This window comes from Acinetobacter sp. ANC_7512, from assembly GCF_056779935.1.
Map to the genome: position 1 here is coordinate 152,031 of NZ_JBWYIX010000006.1, position 19,659 is coordinate 171,689.

Below are 19,659 nucleotides of genomic sequence, written 5' to 3' on the forward strand. Positions count from 1 at the left end.
GCGCACTAAAAACATAACAACGGAGAATAATTATGTTTAAAACTTTATCATTAAGCGCATGTCTGAGTGTTTTGATGGTCGGAACTGCGATGGCTCAGATGAGTCCTGTAGCAGCTAACGCTCAATTGAACAATCAGGCAAAACAAAAAGTGTCGAAAGGTGGTATTAATCTGTCGGCATTACTGAACAACAGTTCAAATGATTTAATCGTTGAATATCATGTTGACACTAATCATTTAGAAAATAATCGCACTCAACTTCGTGAACATCTTGCTCAAAAGAAGCAATCGATTCAATCGCGGTTTATACGTTTAGGTGGTATTCAATTACTACGTGATTATAATGCTTTACCATATAGCTTTCATCGCGTTCAAAAGCGTGACACGCTCGTAAGCTTATTGAATGACCCGAATGTAAAAGCAGTTTATCCAAATAATGTTTCTTATACGACAGCATCTCAAAGTCTACCATTAATTGGTCAAGTACCTGCGGCTGCGCAAGGCTATACTGGTGAGGGGACAACAATTGCTATCTTAGATACAGGTATTAATTACCGACATTCAGATTTTGGTAATTGTACAGCGCCAGGTGTACCATCATCAACTTGTAAAGTTTTAGAAACTGTCGAGGTTGCTCGAGAAGACTATCAGTTAGATGTTAATGGACATGGAACTAACGTTGCAGCAATTGCTTCTAAAGTTGCACCAGGTGCAAAAATTGTCATGCTTGATGTCTTCACTGGTAGTACCTCTAGAGATGGGGGGCCGGCATACGATTATGATCTAGTGGCTGCCTTGAATTGGGTGGCGAACCACTCCCAAAGCAAAAACATTAAATCTGTAAACTTAAGCATTGGTAATGGACGTAGTTATTCCTCAACTTGTACTAGTTCCGTACTTACAGATTCTTTTTCGAAGTTGAGAGGCTATGGGGTATTACCAGTTGTTGCATCTGGTAATGATAGCCATCTGAGTGGTATATCCTATCCAGCATGTACTGCGGGTGCGGTCAGTGTAGGAGCGGTTTATGATGCTAATGTAGGTTCAATTGGATTTAAAAATTGCTCTGACAGTGCAACTTATAGCGACAAAGTAACGTGTTTCAGTAACTCGAGTCGTAATTTAACTTTATTGGCGCCTGGTTCACGTATTACCGCTGGCGGATATACAATGGATGGTACTTCAATGGCTGCACCTCACGTCGCTGGGGCTGTTGCTGTGTTACGTGCGAATAATGCTTTCCCGAATGAATCATTGGATCAAATTGTTGCACGTATGACGTCTACGGGAACTTTGGTTACGGATCATCGTAACTCAATTCGCACACCTCGTTTGAATTTAATTGCTGCGTTAAATGGTGCTCCATCTACTCCAGCACCACAACCCCCTGTTGTTGAGCCACCTGTAGTGACGCCAACTCCTACGCCAACACCAACTCCAGCACCACAACGTAACTGTCGTACTTTCTTATTTGTGACAATCTGTAGTGGTTAATTGATGGCTAATAGATGAAAACTTTAAAAAAAGGCATCTAAATGATGCCTTTTTTACATTGATATTAAACACGTTCAGTTTCAGATTGATCAGTTCCAAATAACGCGCGTCTTTTTTCCTTAGGAATACTTGGGCATTGGTTGGATATTTGATATAGCACTTTTGCTAAAGCGGCTAAATGTGTGCCTAACACAGATTTCCCTGTATTTAAGAACGATACACTGATATCCCGTTGAGGATCTGCCCAACATAAAATATTCGAGAAACCTAGATGACCAAAAGCTTGTCCAGTATTTGGGCCAAATACACCGATTGGATTACTGCCTAACATCGGACCAAGTGCATAACGCATAGGTGCTAAAAGGTTACGGTCTATTGTTGTATTGGATGTAGGGAGTGTTGCTCTGAAGACCGTTTCTGAATTGATAATTTGCTGATCTTGATAACGACCACCATTAAGTAACATTTCAAAAAAACGATTGGCTTGTTCAGCACTGGTATAAATATTTCCTGCAGGGCAGACGGTATCCATAAAACGGGGATCATTGGTGACATCCACTGCCAGTTGCAGTCCTCCGCCTAATACACGATTGAGATATAGGTCAGTCCCCAAAACAGGGTGAATCCCAGTTGGATAATTTTTTGCAACTAAATGACGTAGTTCTGGTTTTAAACCATAGTTGAAGAAAGGTAAATTCATTGGTTTTTCAATATGTTCGTGCAAGTAATCACGAATATCTTGTCCTGTTACACGTTCAACCAATTCTCCTAAAATATATCCAGCAGTTACAGCATGATAAGAGAGTTGCGAGCCTACGGGTGCAATCGGTTTTGCTGCATAAAGATGCTCCAGGATCCCTTGACGATCAAATAAAAGCTCTGGAGTGACCTCAGTTTCAATTTTAGGAATACCGCCACGGTGTGATAACAAATGAAATATGGTGGCGCGTCGTTTACCGTTAACACCAAACTCTGGAATATAGCGACTCACTGGATCAAGTAAGTTAATTTTCCCTTGTTGATCTAACAAATGCACTAACATGGCATTAACGATTTTAGAGGCAGAAAACATACAGACCGGTGTTTCTGGTGTCGCAACTTTAGAAGGGTCTGTTTGATAGTTTGGACCAAGTTCTGTGTAACCAATACTGCGATTAATTAATATCTGACCCTTGCGACGTAAACACATACTGATCATTGGATGATTGCCAGTACGATAAAGTGCTTCAACACTGTGCCAAATTTTATCAATTTGCTGTTGCGTCATTCCCCCAAGTTCTGGCGCAACTTCGTCTTTATGACGAGTGATCGTAGTTAAGTCTTTTGGTGCTATGCACGTATTTGTAGAGAGTAATTTCACGTTCATTCCATGTTTCATTGTTTTTATAACAGGCAAGTTTGCCCTGCCAAAAAACAAAAGTCAGTATCTTTAACGACATGAATTGATGATTGTTTCTGCCAGAAGTTATTGAGCGGATAATTTTGCTTTTTGAGGGGGGTTCCTTTAAAATAGCACGCTGCTGTAGTGATGCACGGCAGTCAATTCCGCTTTGAAGAGCGTCATTGATTTGTATCAAATACTTTTAAATAAGCATCTCGGAGAAATCGAATGGCTTTAACAAACGCAGATCGCGCAGAGATCATTGCTAAATTTGCTCGCGCTGAAAACGACACTGGTTCACCAGAAGTTCAAGTAGCTCTTTTATCTGCTCAAATCAATGACTTACAAGGTCACTTCAAAGAGCACAAACACGACCACCATAGCCGTCGCGGTCTTATCCGTATGGTTAACCAACGTCGTAAGCTTCTTGACTACCTTAAAGGTAAAGATGCTACTCGTTACAGCGATTTGATTGCTGCTTTAGGTTTACGTCGTTAATTCGATTTAAACTTTATTTTCGGATTATTGCATGTTGAATGCTGTATTGCTGAAAACTAAAGGCGATCTAGTTTCGACTAGATCATGGGGAAGGGGCGAATAGTTTCGCTCCTTCTTTGTGTTTAAAAATAGTGTTTCTAGTGAGGTCGGCTTCTAAGCTTTGTCATTTAAAACCTGTGTTGTGAATGCCAAACCTTAGGGGTCTCCACTAGAATAAAATCAGGAAAAAATAGAACATGTCGATGTTTAATATTATTCGTAAAGAATTCCAATTCGGTCAGCACCAAGTTGTGCTTGAAACAGGCCGTGTGGCGCGTCAAGCAAATACAGTAGTGATTACCATGGGTGGTGTGACTGTATTGGTTGCTGTTGTTGCTCAACCGACTGCGAAAGCAGGTCAAGACTTTTTCCCATTGACTGTTAACTACCAAGAAAAACAATATGCTGCAGGTCGTATCCCAGGTGGTTATGGTAAGCGTGAAGGCCGTGCATCTGAAGCTGAAACTTTAATTTCACGTTTGATCGACCGCCCAATTCGTCCGTTGTTCCCAGAAGGTTATTACAACGAAATCCAAGTGACTGCAACAGTTGTATCATCTGACAAAACTATGGAAGCTGATATTGCTGCAATGTTAGGTACCTCTGCTGCACTCGCAATTGCAGGTACACCATTCCGTGGTCCAATTGGTGCTGCACGCGTTGGTTTAATTAACGGTGAATACGTTCTTAACCCAAGTCATGAACAACTTGCTCAATCTGACCTTGACCTTGTGGTTGCAGGTACAGAAGCTGCTGTTCTTATGGTTGAATCTGAAGCGAAAGAACTTTCAGAAGACCAAATGCTTGGTGCTGTATTGTTCGGTCACGACGAAATGCAAATTGCAATTCAAGCGATCAAAGAATTTGCTGCAGCTGCTGGCGCGAAGGAATCTGACTGGGTTGCTCCAGCGAAAAACGAAGACCTTCGTAGTCAATTGAAAGCAGCTTTTGAAGCGAAAATCTCTGAAGCATACACGATTGCGGTTAAGCAAGACCGTTATGCAGCACTTGATGCACTTCATGCTGAAGCAATTGCGCAATTCGTTCCTGAAAATGATGAAACAGGTATTGCTGATGAAGTGAACGAATTATTTGAAGACCTTAAATATCGTACAGTTCGTGACAATATCTTGTCTGGTAAACCACGTATTGATGGTCGTGATACTAAAACTGTTCGTGCAATCGACGTACAAGTTGGCGTGTTAGATCGTGCGCACGGTTCTGCATTGTTCACACGTGGTGAAACTCAAGCGTTAGTAACGACGACTTTAGGTAATACACGTGATGCCTTGATGGTAGATACCTTAGCGGGTACAAAAACTGATAACTTCATGCTTCACTACAACTTCCCTGCATACTCTGTAGGTGAAACTGGTCGTGAATCTGGTCCTAAACGTCGTGAAATTGGTCATGGTCGTTTGGCACGTCGTGGTGTTCAAGCAGTTCTTCCACCAGCTGATCGCTTCCCGTACGTGATTCGTATCGTATCTGACATCACTGAATCGAATGGTTCGTCTTCAATGGCGTCTGTGTGTGGTGCTTCTTTATCACTTATGGATGCAGGTGTTCCACTTAAAGCGCCAGTTGCAGGTATTGCAATGGGTCTAGTGAAAGAAGGTGAACGTTTCGCAGTTCTTTCAGACATTCTAGGCGACGAGGATCACCTTGGCGACATGGACTTTAAAGTAGCAGGTTCTGCAAACGGTATTACTGCACTTCAAATGGACATCAAGATCGAAGGTATTACTGAAGAGATCATGGAAGTTGCATTGAATCAAGCGTATGCAGGTCGTATGCATATCTTGAATGAGATGAATCAAGTGATTTCACGTGCTCGTCCTGAAATCTCAATGCACGCACCAACATTCCAAGTGATCAGCATCAATCCTGATAAGATCCGTGACGTGATTGGTAAAGGCGGCGCAACTATTCGTCAAATCACTGAAGAAACCAAAGCAGCGATCGATATCGAAGATAACGGTACAGTACGTGTATTTGGTGAAACTAAAGCAGCGGCAATGGCTGCAGTAGCGAAAATCCAAGCGCTTACAGCAGAAATTGAACCAGGTACAATTTACACAGGTAAAGTCATTCGTATCGTTGAATTCGGTGCGTTCGTCAATATCCTTCCTGGTACTGATGGCTTGCTTCACATTTCACAAATCTCGAACGAGCGTATTGCGAATGTGACAGACGTTCTTACTGAAGGTCAAGAAGTTAAGGTACAAGTTGCGGATGTTGATAACCGTGGTCGTATCAAACTTACAATGAAAGACATTGAACAAGCTTAATCATTTAAGCTAATTCTAAGCCTTGTGTGGTGCTTCGTTTAAACGAGTGTTACACAAGGCTTTTTTTATGGCATGATCAAAATGTTCTCATTTAAAAATAACTAAAATGCAAAAGTTTAATTATTATTATCATCAAGGTGACGGGTATATTTATCTGAGTGAAGAATTATCGACTGTTGTTGATGCAGAATTTATATGGTTGAGTTTTGAACGCCACGAATTGATTCAAAATACAGAGACGTGGCAACGATATATTTTTGAGAACACTGGAATTCTGTTGAACGAATTTCATCTTAAAGATATTCAAAACATTGAGCATCCTTGCGTATTTGATGCATTGGATGATTATGATTTATTGATATTTAAAAAATTAATCACCCCAGATGACCACATTCAAATTCAGAATGGTCATTCAGCTGAACAACAAACTGCGGACATTGTTACAACGCCGGTAAGTTTTGTCATGACATCAAATGTTTTAATCACAGTGCATGAACGAGGTAATCGCGTATTTGAAACATATCTTGAAAGAGTGCAGGCGATTCAAACACGACCTATAGAGCAACAAAATATTCCACGAAAATTAGCACAGAGCCCTGTAGATATTGTGCTTAGATTACTGAATATGATGGTGGATGGCTATTTAGGTTTACGTGTGCCACTAACCAAACGTGTGGAATTTTGGCAAAGAGAACTATTACAAGGAAATCAAAAATTTAATCGATGGAATCAACTGCTGCAAGAGATCACGGCTTTTCAACAAGTTGAAAATTTGTGTGAAGAACAGGTTGAATGCCTACAAGAATTAAGAGATGAAGTTGTCGAAAATTATCATCATATTAAAGCTAAACGTAAGGCAGAGAAGCAAAATTTAATGCTCGTCCGAATGGATGATTTAATTAGCCATATTGAAAGAATACAAAAGCACAGTGTTCGGTTAAACCATGCAGTACAAGCCGCTATCGATTTGCACTTTTCAGCAGTGGCCAATCAAACCAATGAAAATATGAGAATTTTAGCAATTATCACCGCTGTATTTGCACCACTGACTCTTCTTACAGGTATTTACGGAATGAATTTTGAATTTATTCCAGGATTAAACTCACCGCATGGCTTTTGGTATATGCTCACAGCCATGTGTGTGACAACACTTTTGTTAATTTGGTATTTTTATCGTAGACAAATGGTCGGACGCGGTGAAAAAAGTGTGATGGAATTGTTGGCTCAACAAAACCAGCAGCAACAACTCGGTTTGTTTGCATTTTTGGAGTATGAACCGATTCAAAAAACATTGAAAGGTACGCTCCGAGAAATGGGACGTTGGACTCGATTAAAATAGTCAACGTCACATAAGGCACTTATGCTTTAAGTCAGAATGATAAGTGCCAGATTCACCGTTATTTTATAATATTAAATTGAAATTACTGGGTAAGATTCATCTGCGCTTGTTTGAGCAAACGATACATTTCATCTTTTAATTTAAGTTTTTTTCGCTTTAGAAACTCAATATCATCATTAATTACATTAACTGGATTTAGTTCCAAATGCGTAATTTCATGATCTAGCGTTTCATGTTCCTCGAAAATTTTAGCGAAGTGAGGGTTTTCTTCTCTTAAAGGCTGAATAAGTTCACGGAACTCAGGGAAAAGGTTTTTCAGCTTTTTATTGCATTCTTTAACTTTCATTGATGGTTTAATCCTTTCATTCTAATCAATAAAAAATAAATGCATGTAACAGTACATGCATTTATGTGGGCTTGCTTTATTTGAAGTATTTCACTTGCTTGCGCAATTGTTGTACTTCATCTATCAGATCCATCATCATGGCGACGGCAGGGAGACTTGCTTCAAAATCCCGTTGCAAGCGATAAGCTCTCCGTGCTCGAGTAAGTTCTTCACCAAAAAATTGATGGATTTTTTGCTCAGAACGAGCAGGTAGAATCTCATATTCAAGTAATTGTAAAACCCATTCAGGACTTTGTCCGCATGCTTGGGCAAAATGCTTTAAATCAAAAATACATTGGTCATCAATGATTTCAGCCTCTAAATATCCATTTTTGTACACTTCTCGGTACTGAATCGTTGTCATGATTCACCTCCTTCATCACGAGGGTTGAAATGTGTAAATGCTTGAGCAAATTGCTCATATGCCTGTTTTTGCTGCGGGGATTCTGCTCTTGGATAAACAATATTCAGGATTAGATAAAGGTGTCCCGGGGGTGAAGAGGGAATCCCTTTTTCTTTAATACGGAGTTGTTTACCATAAATTGTATGTTGAGGAATGCTGACTTTGATCTTTCCAGAGGGGGTTTTTAGCTCGATGTCTTGGCCTAAAGCAGCTTCCCAAGGACTAATATTAATGTGATAGTAAATGTCTGCCTGATCGACATATATGCTGTCAGTGGTTTGATAATGGATCTGTATATAAAGATCTCCATTTTCACCGCCCGATAAACCAGCTTGTCCTTGACCTTTGAGTCGAATTTGTTGACCGTTTTTCATCCCTTTCGGGATTCTAATTTCAAGGGTTTTTCGCTGAACTTCAGGTTGTCCATATGCATTAAAAGTGGGTATACGCAATTGGATGGATTGAGTGACACCTTCAAAAGCGACTTGTAAGGGCACTTCTATACTGGCATGTTGATCTTCACCACGAATCGGCTGGGATTTATATTGGTGTGAGCGCTGTGCATAACCTCCACCAAAACCTGTTCCAAAACGCCCAAACAAATCTTCAAAGCCAGAAAATTCATGATTTGTATGGTTTTCACTATCCGAGAAAGGAGACTGACTATTCAACTGATCGAGTTGTTGATCGTACTCTTGTTTCTTTAAAGGATCACTTAATGTGTCATAAGCCGTATTAATCGCCTGCATTTTTTTTTCGGCATCAGGTGCTTGACTGATATCGGGATGGTATTTCCGAGCCAGTTTTCGATATGATTTTTTTATTTCCTCAGGACTCGCATCGCGATCTAGTCCGAGTTCCTCATAATAATTATTTGCCATTAAGCAAAAATAACCGTTGATTAACTTTTAATCATTATGAGCAGACTTTCGAAGACTACAATATGTTCAGATGGTGAATAATTGTTTCAATTTCTTACAACAAAAAAAAATCAGCAAGTAAAACTTGCTGATTTTCGAAGAGAACTGTTTAGGATTAACTGAGGTGCTCGCCGAATAGACCAAGAGCTTCTTCAGCAGTAAATCTGTATTGAGTGTTACAGAATTGACAGTCCATGGTAATAGGGTTCTGTTGTTCTAAAATTTCACGCACAGATTCAGCACCCACCTGAATTAATGCTGTAGAGCAACGCTCTTTAGAACATGTACAGCCAAATTGAAGTTGTTCAGCTTCAGGTAGTCTGACTTCTTCTTCATTATATAAGCGATACAAAATTTCTTGCGCATCCAGCTCAGTAAGTTCATCTGTTTTTAAAGTTTCAGTGAGCATGGTTAGACGAGGCCAGATATCTTCATCAACCTTTTGCTGCTCTTCATCATTGTTACGCGGTAACAATTGAATCAAAAGACCACCAGCGCGTTGAGCAGTACTAGCTAAAACGATCTTGGTTGGGATTTGGGCAGATAAATCATAATACTGCATGAGGCATTTAGCTAAATTCGGCTGATCTAAAGGCACGATACCCTGATAGCGTTCGCCAAATTCAGGTTCAATATTAATAAATAAAACTGGACTGACCAAAGTTTTCAGAACGATGCTGCTGTCTGATGCTTCTTCAAAACGTGGATCAGCTTCATATTCAGCTAATCCGCGTACTTCACCGAGGTGATTACATTCAGCCATAGCCCATTTTAAGGTGCCAGAAGCTTGAATTTGGAGGCTAATACGTCCCTTAATTTTAAGTGTGCTGGCCAACAATGCAGTCGCACTGAGCATTTCGCCCAATAAAATTTGAATCGCAGGTGCATAGGCGCGTTGCGCTAAAATTGTTTTAAGCGCATCTTCAAGATGTACGACTTCACCACGAACAGGGCTGTTATCAATAAAAAAACGTTGACGTAAATCAGACATAAAATTCTCCAAATCCCTGTCTAGATGGTGACGATATTGTAAATCACAAGTTAAAATTCTTCATCTCGACAAACATTAATTTGGTTTTGCGAGTGCTTAGCGCGTCGTTCTATAGAACTTACTTCAGAATCAATGGTTTCATCTAAACTTTCTGAAAGTGGTTGATGTTGTTGAGCATCATTTTCAAAAATTTGTTCGAGTTCCGCTAAGAAATTTCGATAGCTTTCAAAGACTTTTTGATCATCCGTATAGATGCGTTGTTGCTCAGCTAATAGACGCTCATCATAGTCTCTAAATATTTCAATACTATGTTGAGCATGTTCTTGACTTAAACCTAACGCGGTTAAGGTGCGAAATGCCATACCGAGTGAAGATAGAAAAGTTTCACGCCAAATATGCTCAATGCCTAAGTCTTTAAGTAAATGCATATGATGTCGATCACGGGCACGGACGATGAGTTTGAGCGTTGGATAATTCAAACGTAAATGGCGAGCAATATTCATCGACATTTCCACATCGTCTACAGCAAGTACAAATGCCTTAGCATGCTCGATGCCTGCAGATCTCAATAAATCAGGGGAGGAGGCGTCTCCATAATAAATTTTACCACCGTACTTTCTCACAAAATCAATTTTTTCTAAATTATTATCAATGGCTGTAAAGCTGACATGATTGAGATAAGCAACGCGCGCCACTATTTGTCCGACGCGTCCAAAACCTGCAATGATTAATGTTGAATGAGTGTCTGGTAATGGGACATCTTCAGCGCTATCAGTCTTTCGATCAAGATATGGAATGAGCCATCGTTGCGCAAGCCAGAAAATGACAGGGGTGAGTGCCATCGAAATTGCAATGATCAGAATCGTAGGGGATAACACTGCTTGAGTAATTAAACCTTCGGTATTCGCAACAGCTAAGATCACATAAGCAAATTCTCCTCCTTGAGCAAGACAAATGGCAATCAATACACTGGTTTTGCATTGAAATTTAAAATATCGCGCGATTGCAACCATGCTTAATATTTTTATGATGATCAGCACGAATGCCCCACCAAAAATGAATAGCGGCTGATCTACGAGGAGATCAATCGGTGTCATCATGCCTACGCTCATAAAGAATAAACCGAGTAATAACCCTTTGAAGGGTTGAATGCTCGATTCCAGTTCATGGCGAAACTCAGAATCCGCGAGTAATACACCTGTCAGAAAAGCACCGAGCGTGGTGCTTAATCCGAGCATATCCATAAACAGAACAACCGCTAAAACAATAAAGAGTCCAGCAGCCGTAATGAGTTCCGTTGCACCACTCTGTACAATGAATCTAAAAAATGGTCGCATCACATAGCGACTAAATAAAAATAAGCCAGTAAACGTTGCAACAACAGCGGCAAAATAAGCAATACCATGATGTGTAGACTGATTTCCCGCGAGTAGGGGAATCAGGGCGAGTAAAGGAATAGCGGCAATATCTTGAAACAGTAAAATAGAGAAAGATTGCTGACCATGCGCGGTATTCAGCTGCTGCTTTTCTGCAAGTAATTGCATGACAAATGCTGTAGATGATAAAGCAAGGGCAAGACCAATTACGACACTAGCAGCAAGATGCTGTTGGAAGAACAGCCAAATGGTTGCGACAAGAATTATACCTGTGATCAAGACTTGAGCACTTCCAATCACAAATATAGAGTGACGCATATTCCACAAGCGCTGAGGGCGTAATTCTAGGCCGATTAAGAACATCAAAAAAATCACGCCGTACTCAGCTAATTTCATTAATGTTTCGGCATCATTGGTCACATTCAATGCACTTGGACCAAGTAATATTCCTGTAAACAAATAACCTAAGACTGTCGCAATACCAATTTTTTTTCCGAGCGGAACAAAAATTAATGCGGCAGCTAGAAAAATTGTGATTTGTAACAACAATGGCATTGGCCTTCCCTAAAGTGGAATGTTGGACTGATGAAATTGTAATCGTGTCTGCTTTAGCTGTGTAAATTTAATTCAGGTCTTCGACTTTGATAATTTAACTCTATTCATGATTAGCTTAGCTCTTGAGGATCTATATCAATACTGAGCTTCATCGTTGAAGGTTTTTGTTGAAGCACGAATGGCCACCATTCTCGTATATAGAAATGCATTTTTGCACGATCTGATGACAATAAAACCACATGTGCCTGATAACGCCCAGCCTTTCGCTCCATTGGCGCAGGAATTGGACCCCAAATCTCAATCAGCTCACCAGTATGTTGTTGGAGCGATTGTGTCATATTGGTTAAAAAATTGAGATTTTCTTCCTGACTACGCGATTCACAACGTATTAATGCTGCATAGCGCATTGGAGGGAGTAAAGCAGCTTGACGATCATGAAGTGTTTCACGAGCAAAAGCACGATAGTCTTTATTAATGAGCGTGTTGAGTAGAGGGTGATCAGGTCGTAAAGTTTGTAGATAAACCTCACCTTTTTTTTCACCTCGTCCTGCACGACCTGCAACTTGAACAATCAATTGGGCTGTTCGTTCCGTTGCTCTGAAATCAACACTGAGTAGGCCACTATCAATATCTAAGATTGCAACTAAGGTTACATACGGAAAGTGATGACCTTTGGCCAACATTTGCGTACCAAGTAAAATCATCGGTTTACTTTGATGAATTTGCTCGTAAATTTTTTGCCAACTCCCGACACGGCTCGTGGAATCACGATCTACCCTGACCACAGGAAAGTCTGGAAATAAAAGTTGTAAATTCTCTTCAACTTTTGCCGTGCCCATTCCAATAGGCTTCAAGGTGTGTTGCTGACAAGAGGGGCATTGATCAGGCAGTCGATTAATTGTCCCACAGTGATGGCAATGCAGGTGCTCATATGGTTTTTTATGAAGCGTAAAATGTGCATCACAATGGGGACAATTGGCTTGCCATCCACAGCTTTCGCAGATCAGGACAGGTGCATAACCACGTCTGTTTAAAAAGATCAGTACCTGTTCTTCTTGATTGAGTCTTTTTTGAATTTCTTTAATGAGTTGTTCGCTTATACCATGCTGTTTTTGAGCAATCTTTAGATCAATTAAATGAATTTTAGGTAAGCTTGCACCTGCGGCACGTTCATCGAGTTTCAGAATCGTTAATTTTTTTTGCTCCACCAAATGATATGAGTCAATACTTGGTGTTGCTGAGCCAAGGACAATGGGGCATTGCTCTAAATAAGCGCGATAGAGAGCAACATCACGTGCATGGTAGCGAAAACCTTCTTGTTGTTTGAATGACAGGTCATGCTCCTCATCTAAGATAATGAGCCCTAAATTTGGCATGGGGGTGTAAATCGCAGAGCGTGTACCAAGAATAATGGAGGCCTTCCCTGTTTGAGCATATTGCCAAGCTTGGAGGCGCTTTGTGTCATTCAGTCCGGAATGCAACAAGACAATATTGCAGTGAAAGCGAGATTGAAATCGACTGATAGTTTGAGGGGTTAAGCCAATTTCTGGTACCAGTACCAATACTTGCTGACCTTTTTGTAAAACCTCTTGCATGACTTGCAAATAAACTTCAGTTTTTCCGCTTCCAGTTAAACCATCGAGTAAAAATGCTTGATAGCGATTTTGGGCTTTTAAAATGGATTGAATTGCTTTTTTTTGATCATCATTTGCAGTCAATGGCATTTGAGCCAGCTGTACAGGTTCAGGACTAAAGTCCTGCTGAATCAATTTGCATTCGACGATTTCTTTCTTTTCAAGCGCTTTTAATGTTGCTGTTTCCACACCACTCAAATTCAGTATCGTCTCGGCAGTCCCTTGAGGGTGTAGCTTTAAAATTTTATAAGCCTCTTGTTGTTTTAAAGATCGAGCCACTTTTTTTTCAGCGTCTAACTTTAAAACTTTCCAAGAGTGAGCTAATAAATTATAGGGTTTACCCTGCCTTAAAAATGTCGGCAAAGTGGTATGCATGACTTCCCCAATGGGAAATTGATAATATTGAGCAGACCACTGCGCGAGCTGAATGATCGTAGCATTGAGTATGGGTTGTAGATCCAAGATTTCAGTGATGGATTTCAGTTTGATTTTCGGATCTAATGGCGTTTCCGGTGCGATCTTTTCAAGTACGATTCCGACTAAGTTTTGACGACCAAACGAAACAAGAACACGGCAACCTATGTGTATAGTTTGGTATTGTTCTGCAGAAACTTCATAATCAAAACAATCATATAGATAAACTGGCACCGCGATGCGCACTCGATAAACAATTTGGCTTAATTCTGAAATATTTGTCATATATAGTCGTCAATCAATATGGTGAAAACTTATCGTGGATAACCAATGCTTGTGATAGAGTGTTCAAGTTGTTGCAAGTGATCAATATGAATGAAGAGAACGGTCTAAGGCAACTCTTAAGACATCATAATTAGGAAAATTAGAGCATTATCATGCCCGCATATCAATATACTGCCATCGATGCTTCAGGAAAGCAGCAAAAGGGTGTGCTAGAAGGTGATTCAGCCCGACAGATTCGACAACAGCTTCGGGATAAACAATGGATTCCAGTACAAGTTGATGCTGTAGAACAAAAAGACAAGCATCGAACTGGTGGTTTTTTTCAAAAAAAATTTACAGCTTATGACTTAGCTTTGATGACTCGCCAATTATCTGTATTAGTTGCAGCGGGGATCCCACTTGAGGAAGCATTAAGAGCAGTTGCCAAACAAAGCGAAAAAGCTCACGTGCAAAATTTGATGTTATCTGTACGATCAAAGGTTTTAGAAGGTCATTCATTGGCTCAAGGGATGCAACAATCTGGCAGATTCCCTGAACTTTATATTGCAACGATTGCTGCTGGTGAGCGATCAGGACACTTAGATCTTATTCTCGATCAATTGGCTGATTACACTGAAAATCGCTTCGCGATGCAAAAGAAGATTCAAGGTGCAATGATTTATCCTATTATTTTGATGTTGATGTCTTTTGGTATCGTGATGGGACTCATGACCTATGTAGTACCAGACATCGTTAAAACCTTTGACCAAAGTAAAGATGCGCTACCTTGGATTACGGTTGCTTTAATGAAAGCCAGTGATTTTATACGTCAAGCTTGGCCATTTGTATTGGTCGCGTCGGCGTTGGGATTCTTTCTATTGGTACGCTTTTTAAGGACTGCCGCAGGGCATTATGCTTTTGATCGTCTCACGTTGAAGTTGCCATTATTTGGAAAACTATCACGAGGTATTAATGCCGCCCGCTTTTCAAGTACCTTATCTATCTTAACGCAATCTGGTGTTCCTCTGGTCGACGCGTTGAAAATTGGTGCAGCAGTAAGTAGCAATTGGGTTATTCGAGATGCAGTCAATGTCGCGGCTGAAAAGGTCACAGAGGGTGGAAATTTGGCGACGCAACTTGAACGCTGTGGTTATTTTCCACCGATGATGGTGCAAATGATCAAAAGTGGTGAAGCCTCAGGCGAGTTGGATCGAATGTTAGAAAGAGCTTCGACGATGCAAGATCGAGAAGTTACCACATTAATCTCGACATTATTGGCGTTGTTGGAACCACTAATGTTGGTGTTAATGGCTGCGATTGTATTGGTGATCGTGATTGCTGTCATGTTGCCAATCGTCAACATGAACAATATGATTTAAACAGATTCAATAAATTCTAATAATGAATGAAATAGCGAGTGAAAATATGCGAAACAAGATGAAAATGCGAAAACAATCTGGTTTTACCCTGATCGAAGTGATGGTGGTGATTGTGATTTTAGGTGTGCTTGCAGCACTGATTGTGCCTAATGTCATGGGTCGTGGTGAGAAAGCTAAGGTTGATACCACAATCATTACGCTGAAAGGTGTTGCAGGTGCATTAGATCAATACAAATTAGACAATAACCAATATCCATCGATGCAAGATGGTGGCTTGGATGCCTTAGTCAATCAACCAACTTCAGCAAAAAATTGGTTACCTGGTGGTTATGTGAAGGGTGGTTATCCTAAAGATAGTTGGGATAATGATTTGCAATATGTGATCCCTGGTTCGGAAGGTCGTGCATATGATCTTTATTCATTCGGCGCAGATGGAAAGCAGGGTGGTGAAGGAAATGATGCTGATATCTTTTACACACCATAAATGAAAATCATTATTAAAAACCATTCATGGTATTAATCACTTCACTTAATCGAATTAATAAATATTGAGTGAAGTGATAATCTTTATTATTTGTAAATATTAACCCAAATCATTGATAATTATAATGTTTATAAATAATTGGTTTTTGAGATTTATAATAAGAATTATTCCCATATTTAATGGTTACAAGAAACAGAAAATATGAAGAAAATTAGGCTTTTTATTTTAATTTTTCCCTGCATAATGGAGCCAACTGATTAGCTTGATAATAAGGGGGAATGATGAAAGCATTAATATTGTCAGATGAAATCAATTTATTTCATTGGACTGTGCTCAAGTCTGCACTGCTTATTTTGAGCTTATTGCCTATTAGTCATCTATTTATTGATCTTTGGTCAAATGCAGATGCAAGCAGTCAAATCATGATCGGATTTATGGCGATTAGTGTATTTAGTGCGATTACGATTTTAAGTTTTTATAGTGCACTTAAAGCATCTGTTTTGACGCTGTCTGATGTATCTTCAACATTTGAAGCGCTGCTCATTAAAATGTATCGATCTATTCCGATGTTGAGTTTGATGGCAATGCTGTCTTACCTCACAACACAAATTTAAAAAAACCGAGCATATTTGCTCGGTTTTTTTGATATAGAACGTATATTTGATTTGAACCAAGTGTTATCGACGAGATTTAAAACTGACATCGACAACACGTGGTCTAAAGAACCAACCCATCACCAATAAAATCAATGACAATCCCAATATTGGCCAATCACTGAATCTCGTATACCAAGTTTGCCCTTCCATTGCAGGTAGATCACCACGAAGAACCGCTTTTTGATCAATTGGGGCTTGGCTGACGATTTCCCCTTTGTGGTTGATAAAAGCAGTCACACCTGTATTGGTTGCACGAATAAACCAGCGTCCATTTTCTTTTGCTCGCATTTGTACCATTTGTAAATGTTGCCACGGACCAGCCGTACCCGTAAACCACGCATCATTTGAAACGGTGACGAGGAAATCACTATTTAGTGCATTGCGTCGGGTTAGGTTCGGATAGGCAACCTCATAACAAATCGCAGCAGCTAATTTGTGGTTGTGAATTGAAAAAGGAGCTTGATCCTGCGGACCACGTGAAAAACCGCTCATTGAAGGATCATTTTGAAGCGCAGGTAACACCCAACTTAACAGGCCAGACAGCGGAATATATTCACCAAAAGGAACGAGACGCTGTTTTTTATATAAGCCTGTAGCTTCATCGCCAGATGCCATCATGGAGTTGTAATAACGCGGATAACCCAATGCCTTAGATTCATTTAAATCCCAATAAGGAATGCCTGTTACCCAAGCTGTGTTGGTACTTTTGGCTTGCTGATCCATTGCATCTAAAAAGGGTTCAATATCTGATTGAAACATTGGGATAGATGATTCAGGCCAAACCACCAAGTCACGTCCCCATTCTGATCGCGTTAATTGTGCATAGATTTCAAGTGTCTTTACTTGATACTCAGTTAACCATTTTAAATCTTGAGGAATATTACCTTGGATTAAAGAAACGCTCAGCGGTGTTGATTTTTTTTCTTCAACAAAAGTTAAATAGGATGCGCCCCATGCACCTAGTAATACAATTGAAACTGGAATAGCCCAAAAGTAGCGTTTTCGTAGGAGTTCAACAAGTGCAGATGCAATGAGAATGACCACGAAAGAAACGGCAAATACACCAAATAAAGGTGCATAGCTATCTAAGAAGCGCTCGGTAAAAGCATAACCTGCAAATAACCAAGGGAAACCAGTAAATACCCAAGTTTTTGCCCATTCAAAGAATACCCATAAAGGGGCAAAAGTAAGTGGTGTTTCTGGAAAGAATCGACGATATATCCAAGTTTGTATTGCTGTAAATAGCCCCATCACCAAGGCCATAATCGCAATCATGATGACACTTAAAAACGCAGATGTATCACCATACACATGGATAGAAGTGTATAACCAGAATGCACCAACAAACCATAAACCAAAACCGTAAGTCCAACCGATGAGGAATGCTTGTTTAGGATTTCGCTTACTGAGTGTGGCATATAGCAATGCTGGCGATAATATTGCCAGCCACCACCAATAAAAAGGTGCAAGTGCGAGACTAAAAGTCGCACCTGCTGTTAAAGCAATAAGGAGTGGATAAATGAAAGGTAATGATTTTTGTTTTTCTGAAGGACTCAATAATTTTTGAAAATAGGCTCTCATTTACGCACAGCTCGAATCAGATGAATAGTACGGACATCTGCTTCCACAATGGTAAATTCCCAATCTCCCAATTCAATCACTTGGCCTTGAAGATCGCTGACTAAACCAATTTCTTGCAGTAATAGTCCACCCACAGTTTCCACTTCATCATCGGAAAATTCAGCATTTAAAACATTGTTAAAATGTTCAATTGGTGTAAGTGCTTGAACTAACCACGTGTTACTGCTGTTGCTGGTTTGATCTGGAACAATGAAATTGGCTTCTTCATCGACATTGTCATGTTCATCTTCAATTTCACCCACAATTTCTTCAAGAATATCCTCAAGTGTCACTAAACCCGAAGTAGAACCGTACTCATCAATCACAATCGCAATATGTGTTTGAGTGTTTTTTAGCATTCGGAGCACTTGATCAGAACGCGCGCTTTCAGGCACAAAGATCGGTTGGCGCATCAGCGAATGTACATTTACTTTCGAATCACGATCTTTTAAGAAAGGTAAGAGGTCCTTTGCCAAAAGGATACCAATGACGTTATCAGGTTGATCTGTTGAAAATACAGGGAAACGTGAGTGTGCTGACTCGATGAGAACATCAAGAATATCCAATAACTCATCATCTTCTTGTAAGCTGACCATTGAAGTTCGTGGCGTCATGACTTCACGAATTTTAGTCGCTGGAAGGTCAAAGATTCCCTCGAGCATCGCTACTGTATCTGGTTCGAGTAGTCGACGTGAATCTTGTACAATTTTTAACAGTTCATCTCGGGTTTCTGGGGCTGTGCCTAACCATTTGCGTAAGCCACGCATACCCCACGATGTACCTGATTCCTCTTGCATGATCTTTCCTAAAGACTCTTCAATTGAAAAAATAAGTTTTAATCATACCGAAGAAAATACGCTTGTCTATTGGTAAAATTTTGATTCCTAATGATCTATTTGATCATAGACCACTGTATTTGGAGTCTTTTTCTGAATTTGGGAGTGAAAAGATTGAATTATGATAAAATAATCGCCCAATCTTTTAAGGGCGATATTGAATGTCTGATTCTCAAGTTCAACCTCAAATCCAGTTGAATACACGTGGTTTACGTTGTCCAGAACCGGTGATGATGTTACATCAAGCCATTCGTAAATCTAAGTCTGGTGATGTGGTGGAAGTATTTGCAACAGATAATTCAACTTCTTGGGATATTCCTAAATTCTGTATGCATCTTGGTCATGAATTGCTGTTGCAAGAAGAACGTTTAGATGACAATGGGAACAAAGAATTTCATTATTTGGTAAAAAAAGGTTAGCCCGTCGTGAATTAACGGTTGAAACAATTCATATCGTTTAAAATTGATTTTTTCGTGTACAATTTGGGTTAAGAATATCTAAATAATAATGATTAACTCATTTTGACATGAAGAATTTCATCAATAATATTCAGCGTACGATTGAACAGCTCGGTCTAACTGCCCAAAACAGAGCCCTCCACATCCAATTTAGTCATTCACAGCTGAATAGCCAAGTCTTCCTACAACGCATCGATGGCAGCCATGCCCTTAACGAAGGCGTGCAAGCAGAACTCATCTGTC

Annotated in this window: 18 protein-coding genes; 9 read left to right on the forward strand and 9 right to left on the reverse strand. The window is 40.0% G+C overall.

The window, feature by feature from the left end; translation table 11 throughout:
- The first annotated feature begins 32 nt into the window (after positions 1–32).
- Positions 33–1,493 carry a S8 family peptidase gene (locus tag AC1M9H_RS07765; RefSeq protein ID WP_481613116.1) on the forward strand — a complete coding sequence of 487 codons (1,461 nt, stop codon included), beginning with the start codon at positions 33–35 and terminating at the stop codon, positions 1,491–1,493.
- A gap of 64 nt (positions 1,494–1,557) precedes the next feature.
- On the opposite strand, the gene AC1M9H_RS07770 is transcribed toward AC1M9H_RS07765, so the two are convergent.
- Positions 1,558–2,853, reverse strand: coding sequence for a serine hydrolase domain-containing protein (locus AC1M9H_RS07770; RefSeq protein ID WP_092767411.1), 1,296 nt, complete (start codon positions 2,851–2,853; stop codon positions 1,558–1,560).
- 249 nt (positions 2,854–3,102) lie between these two features.
- On the opposite strand from AC1M9H_RS07770, the gene rpsO reads away from it, so the two are divergent.
- The 3 genes from rpsO (at position 3,103) to AC1M9H_RS07785 (ending at position 7,041) form a co-directional block, all read left to right on the forward strand.
- The gene (rpsO, locus tag AC1M9H_RS07775; protein ID WP_035264047.1) at positions 3,103–3,372 is read left to right on the forward strand and encodes a 30S ribosomal protein S15; all 270 of its coding nucleotides are present in this window, start codon (positions 3,103–3,105) and stop codon (positions 3,370–3,372) included.
- Positions 3,373–3,614: 242 nt separating this feature from the next.
- Positions 3,615–5,702: a polyribonucleotide nucleotidyltransferase gene (gene pnp / locus AC1M9H_RS07780; protein ID WP_481589200.1), complete on the forward strand. Its 2,088-nt coding sequence runs from the start codon at positions 3,615–3,617 to the stop codon at positions 5,700–5,702.
- A 106-nt stretch (positions 5,703–5,808) separates the two neighbouring features.
- Positions 5,809–7,041: a magnesium transporter CorA family protein gene (locus tag AC1M9H_RS07785; RefSeq protein ID WP_481613117.1), complete on the forward strand. Its 1,233-nt coding sequence runs from the start codon at positions 5,809–5,811 to the stop codon at positions 7,039–7,041.
- Positions 7,042–7,123: 82 nt separating this feature from the next.
- On the opposite strand, the gene AC1M9H_RS07790 is transcribed toward AC1M9H_RS07785, so the two are convergent.
- From AC1M9H_RS07790 to AC1M9H_RS07815, 6 genes are all read right to left on the reverse strand, one after another.
- The gene (locus AC1M9H_RS07790) at positions 7,124–7,387 is read right to left on the reverse strand and encodes an HP1242/YdcH family protein (protein ID WP_481586754.1); all 264 of its coding nucleotides are present in this window, start codon (positions 7,385–7,387) and stop codon (positions 7,124–7,126) included.
- Between the two features lie 76 nt (positions 7,388–7,463).
- Positions 7,464–7,790 (reverse strand): chaperone modulator CbpM, encoded by a 327-nt coding sequence (locus AC1M9H_RS07795; RefSeq protein WP_035264056.1) that lies wholly within the window; start codon positions 7,788–7,790, stop codon positions 7,464–7,466.
- Positions 7,787–8,710 (reverse strand): DnaJ C-terminal domain-containing protein, encoded by a 924-nt coding sequence (locus AC1M9H_RS07800; RefSeq protein WP_481593266.1) that lies wholly within the window; start codon positions 8,708–8,710, stop codon positions 7,787–7,789. Before AC1M9H_RS07800 ends, AC1M9H_RS07795 begins: the two co-directional genes overlap by 4 nt.
- Positions 8,711–8,864: 154 nt before the next feature.
- On the reverse strand, positions 8,865–9,740 hold the full coding sequence (hslO, locus tag AC1M9H_RS07805) for an Hsp33 family molecular chaperone HslO (protein WP_092767221.1): 876 nt from the start codon (positions 9,738–9,740) through the stop codon (positions 8,865–8,867).
- Positions 9,741–9,790: 50 nt separating this feature from the next.
- Positions 9,791–11,671 (reverse strand): monovalent cation:proton antiporter-2 (CPA2) family protein, encoded by a 1,881-nt coding sequence (locus AC1M9H_RS07810; RefSeq protein WP_481613118.1) that lies wholly within the window; start codon positions 11,669–11,671, stop codon positions 9,791–9,793.
- 110 nt (positions 11,672–11,781) lie between these two features.
- Entirely contained in the window at positions 11,782–14,004 is a 2,223-nt protein-coding gene (locus AC1M9H_RS07815; RefSeq protein WP_481613119.1) for a primosomal protein N', read from the reverse strand.
- A gap of 152 nt (positions 14,005–14,156) precedes the next feature.
- Here AC1M9H_RS07815 and gspF point away from each other — a divergent pair, with 152 nt between their 5' ends.
- From gspF to AC1M9H_RS07830, 3 genes are all read left to right on the forward strand, one after another.
- Positions 14,157–15,362 carry a type II secretion system inner membrane protein GspF gene (gspF, locus tag AC1M9H_RS07820; protein ID WP_035264068.1) on the forward strand — a complete coding sequence of 402 codons (1,206 nt, stop codon included), beginning with the start codon at positions 14,157–14,159 and terminating at the stop codon, positions 15,360–15,362.
- 58 nt (positions 15,363–15,420) lie between these two features.
- Positions 15,421–15,846 carry a type II secretion system major pseudopilin GspG gene (gene gspG, locus AC1M9H_RS07825; protein ID WP_481613120.1) on the forward strand — a complete coding sequence of 142 codons (426 nt, stop codon included), beginning with the start codon at positions 15,421–15,423 and terminating at the stop codon, positions 15,844–15,846.
- 281 nt (positions 15,847–16,127) lie between these two features.
- On the forward strand, positions 16,128–16,460 hold the full coding sequence (locus AC1M9H_RS07830; protein ID WP_481613124.1) for a hypothetical protein: 333 nt from the start codon (positions 16,128–16,130) through the stop codon (positions 16,458–16,460).
- Positions 16,461–16,523: 63 nt separating this feature from the next.
- Here the strand turns inward: AC1M9H_RS07830 and lnt are convergent, their stop codons facing one another.
- Both lnt and AC1M9H_RS07840 read right to left on the reverse strand, forming a co-directional pair.
- Positions 16,524–18,083 carry an apolipoprotein N-acyltransferase gene (lnt, locus tag AC1M9H_RS07835; RefSeq protein WP_481613121.1) on the reverse strand — a complete coding sequence of 520 codons (1,560 nt, stop codon included), beginning with the start codon at positions 18,081–18,083 and terminating at the stop codon, positions 16,524–16,526.
- Entirely contained in the window at positions 18,080–18,919 is an 840-nt protein-coding gene (locus tag AC1M9H_RS07840) for an HlyC/CorC family transporter (RefSeq protein ID WP_092767211.1), read from the reverse strand. The genes lnt and AC1M9H_RS07840 overlap by 4 nt, the downstream gene beginning before the upstream one ends.
- Before the next feature lie 200 nt (positions 18,920–19,119).
- Between AC1M9H_RS07840 and tusA the strand changes: the two genes are divergently transcribed.
- Entirely contained in the window at positions 19,120–19,377 is a 258-nt protein-coding gene (gene tusA / locus AC1M9H_RS07845; protein WP_035264077.1) for a sulfurtransferase TusA, read from the forward strand.
- Positions 19,378–19,484: 107 nt separating this feature from the next.
- A partial coding sequence (locus tag AC1M9H_RS07850; RefSeq protein WP_481613125.1) for a hypothetical protein occupies positions 19,485–19,659 on the forward strand: 175 nt, incomplete at its 3' end.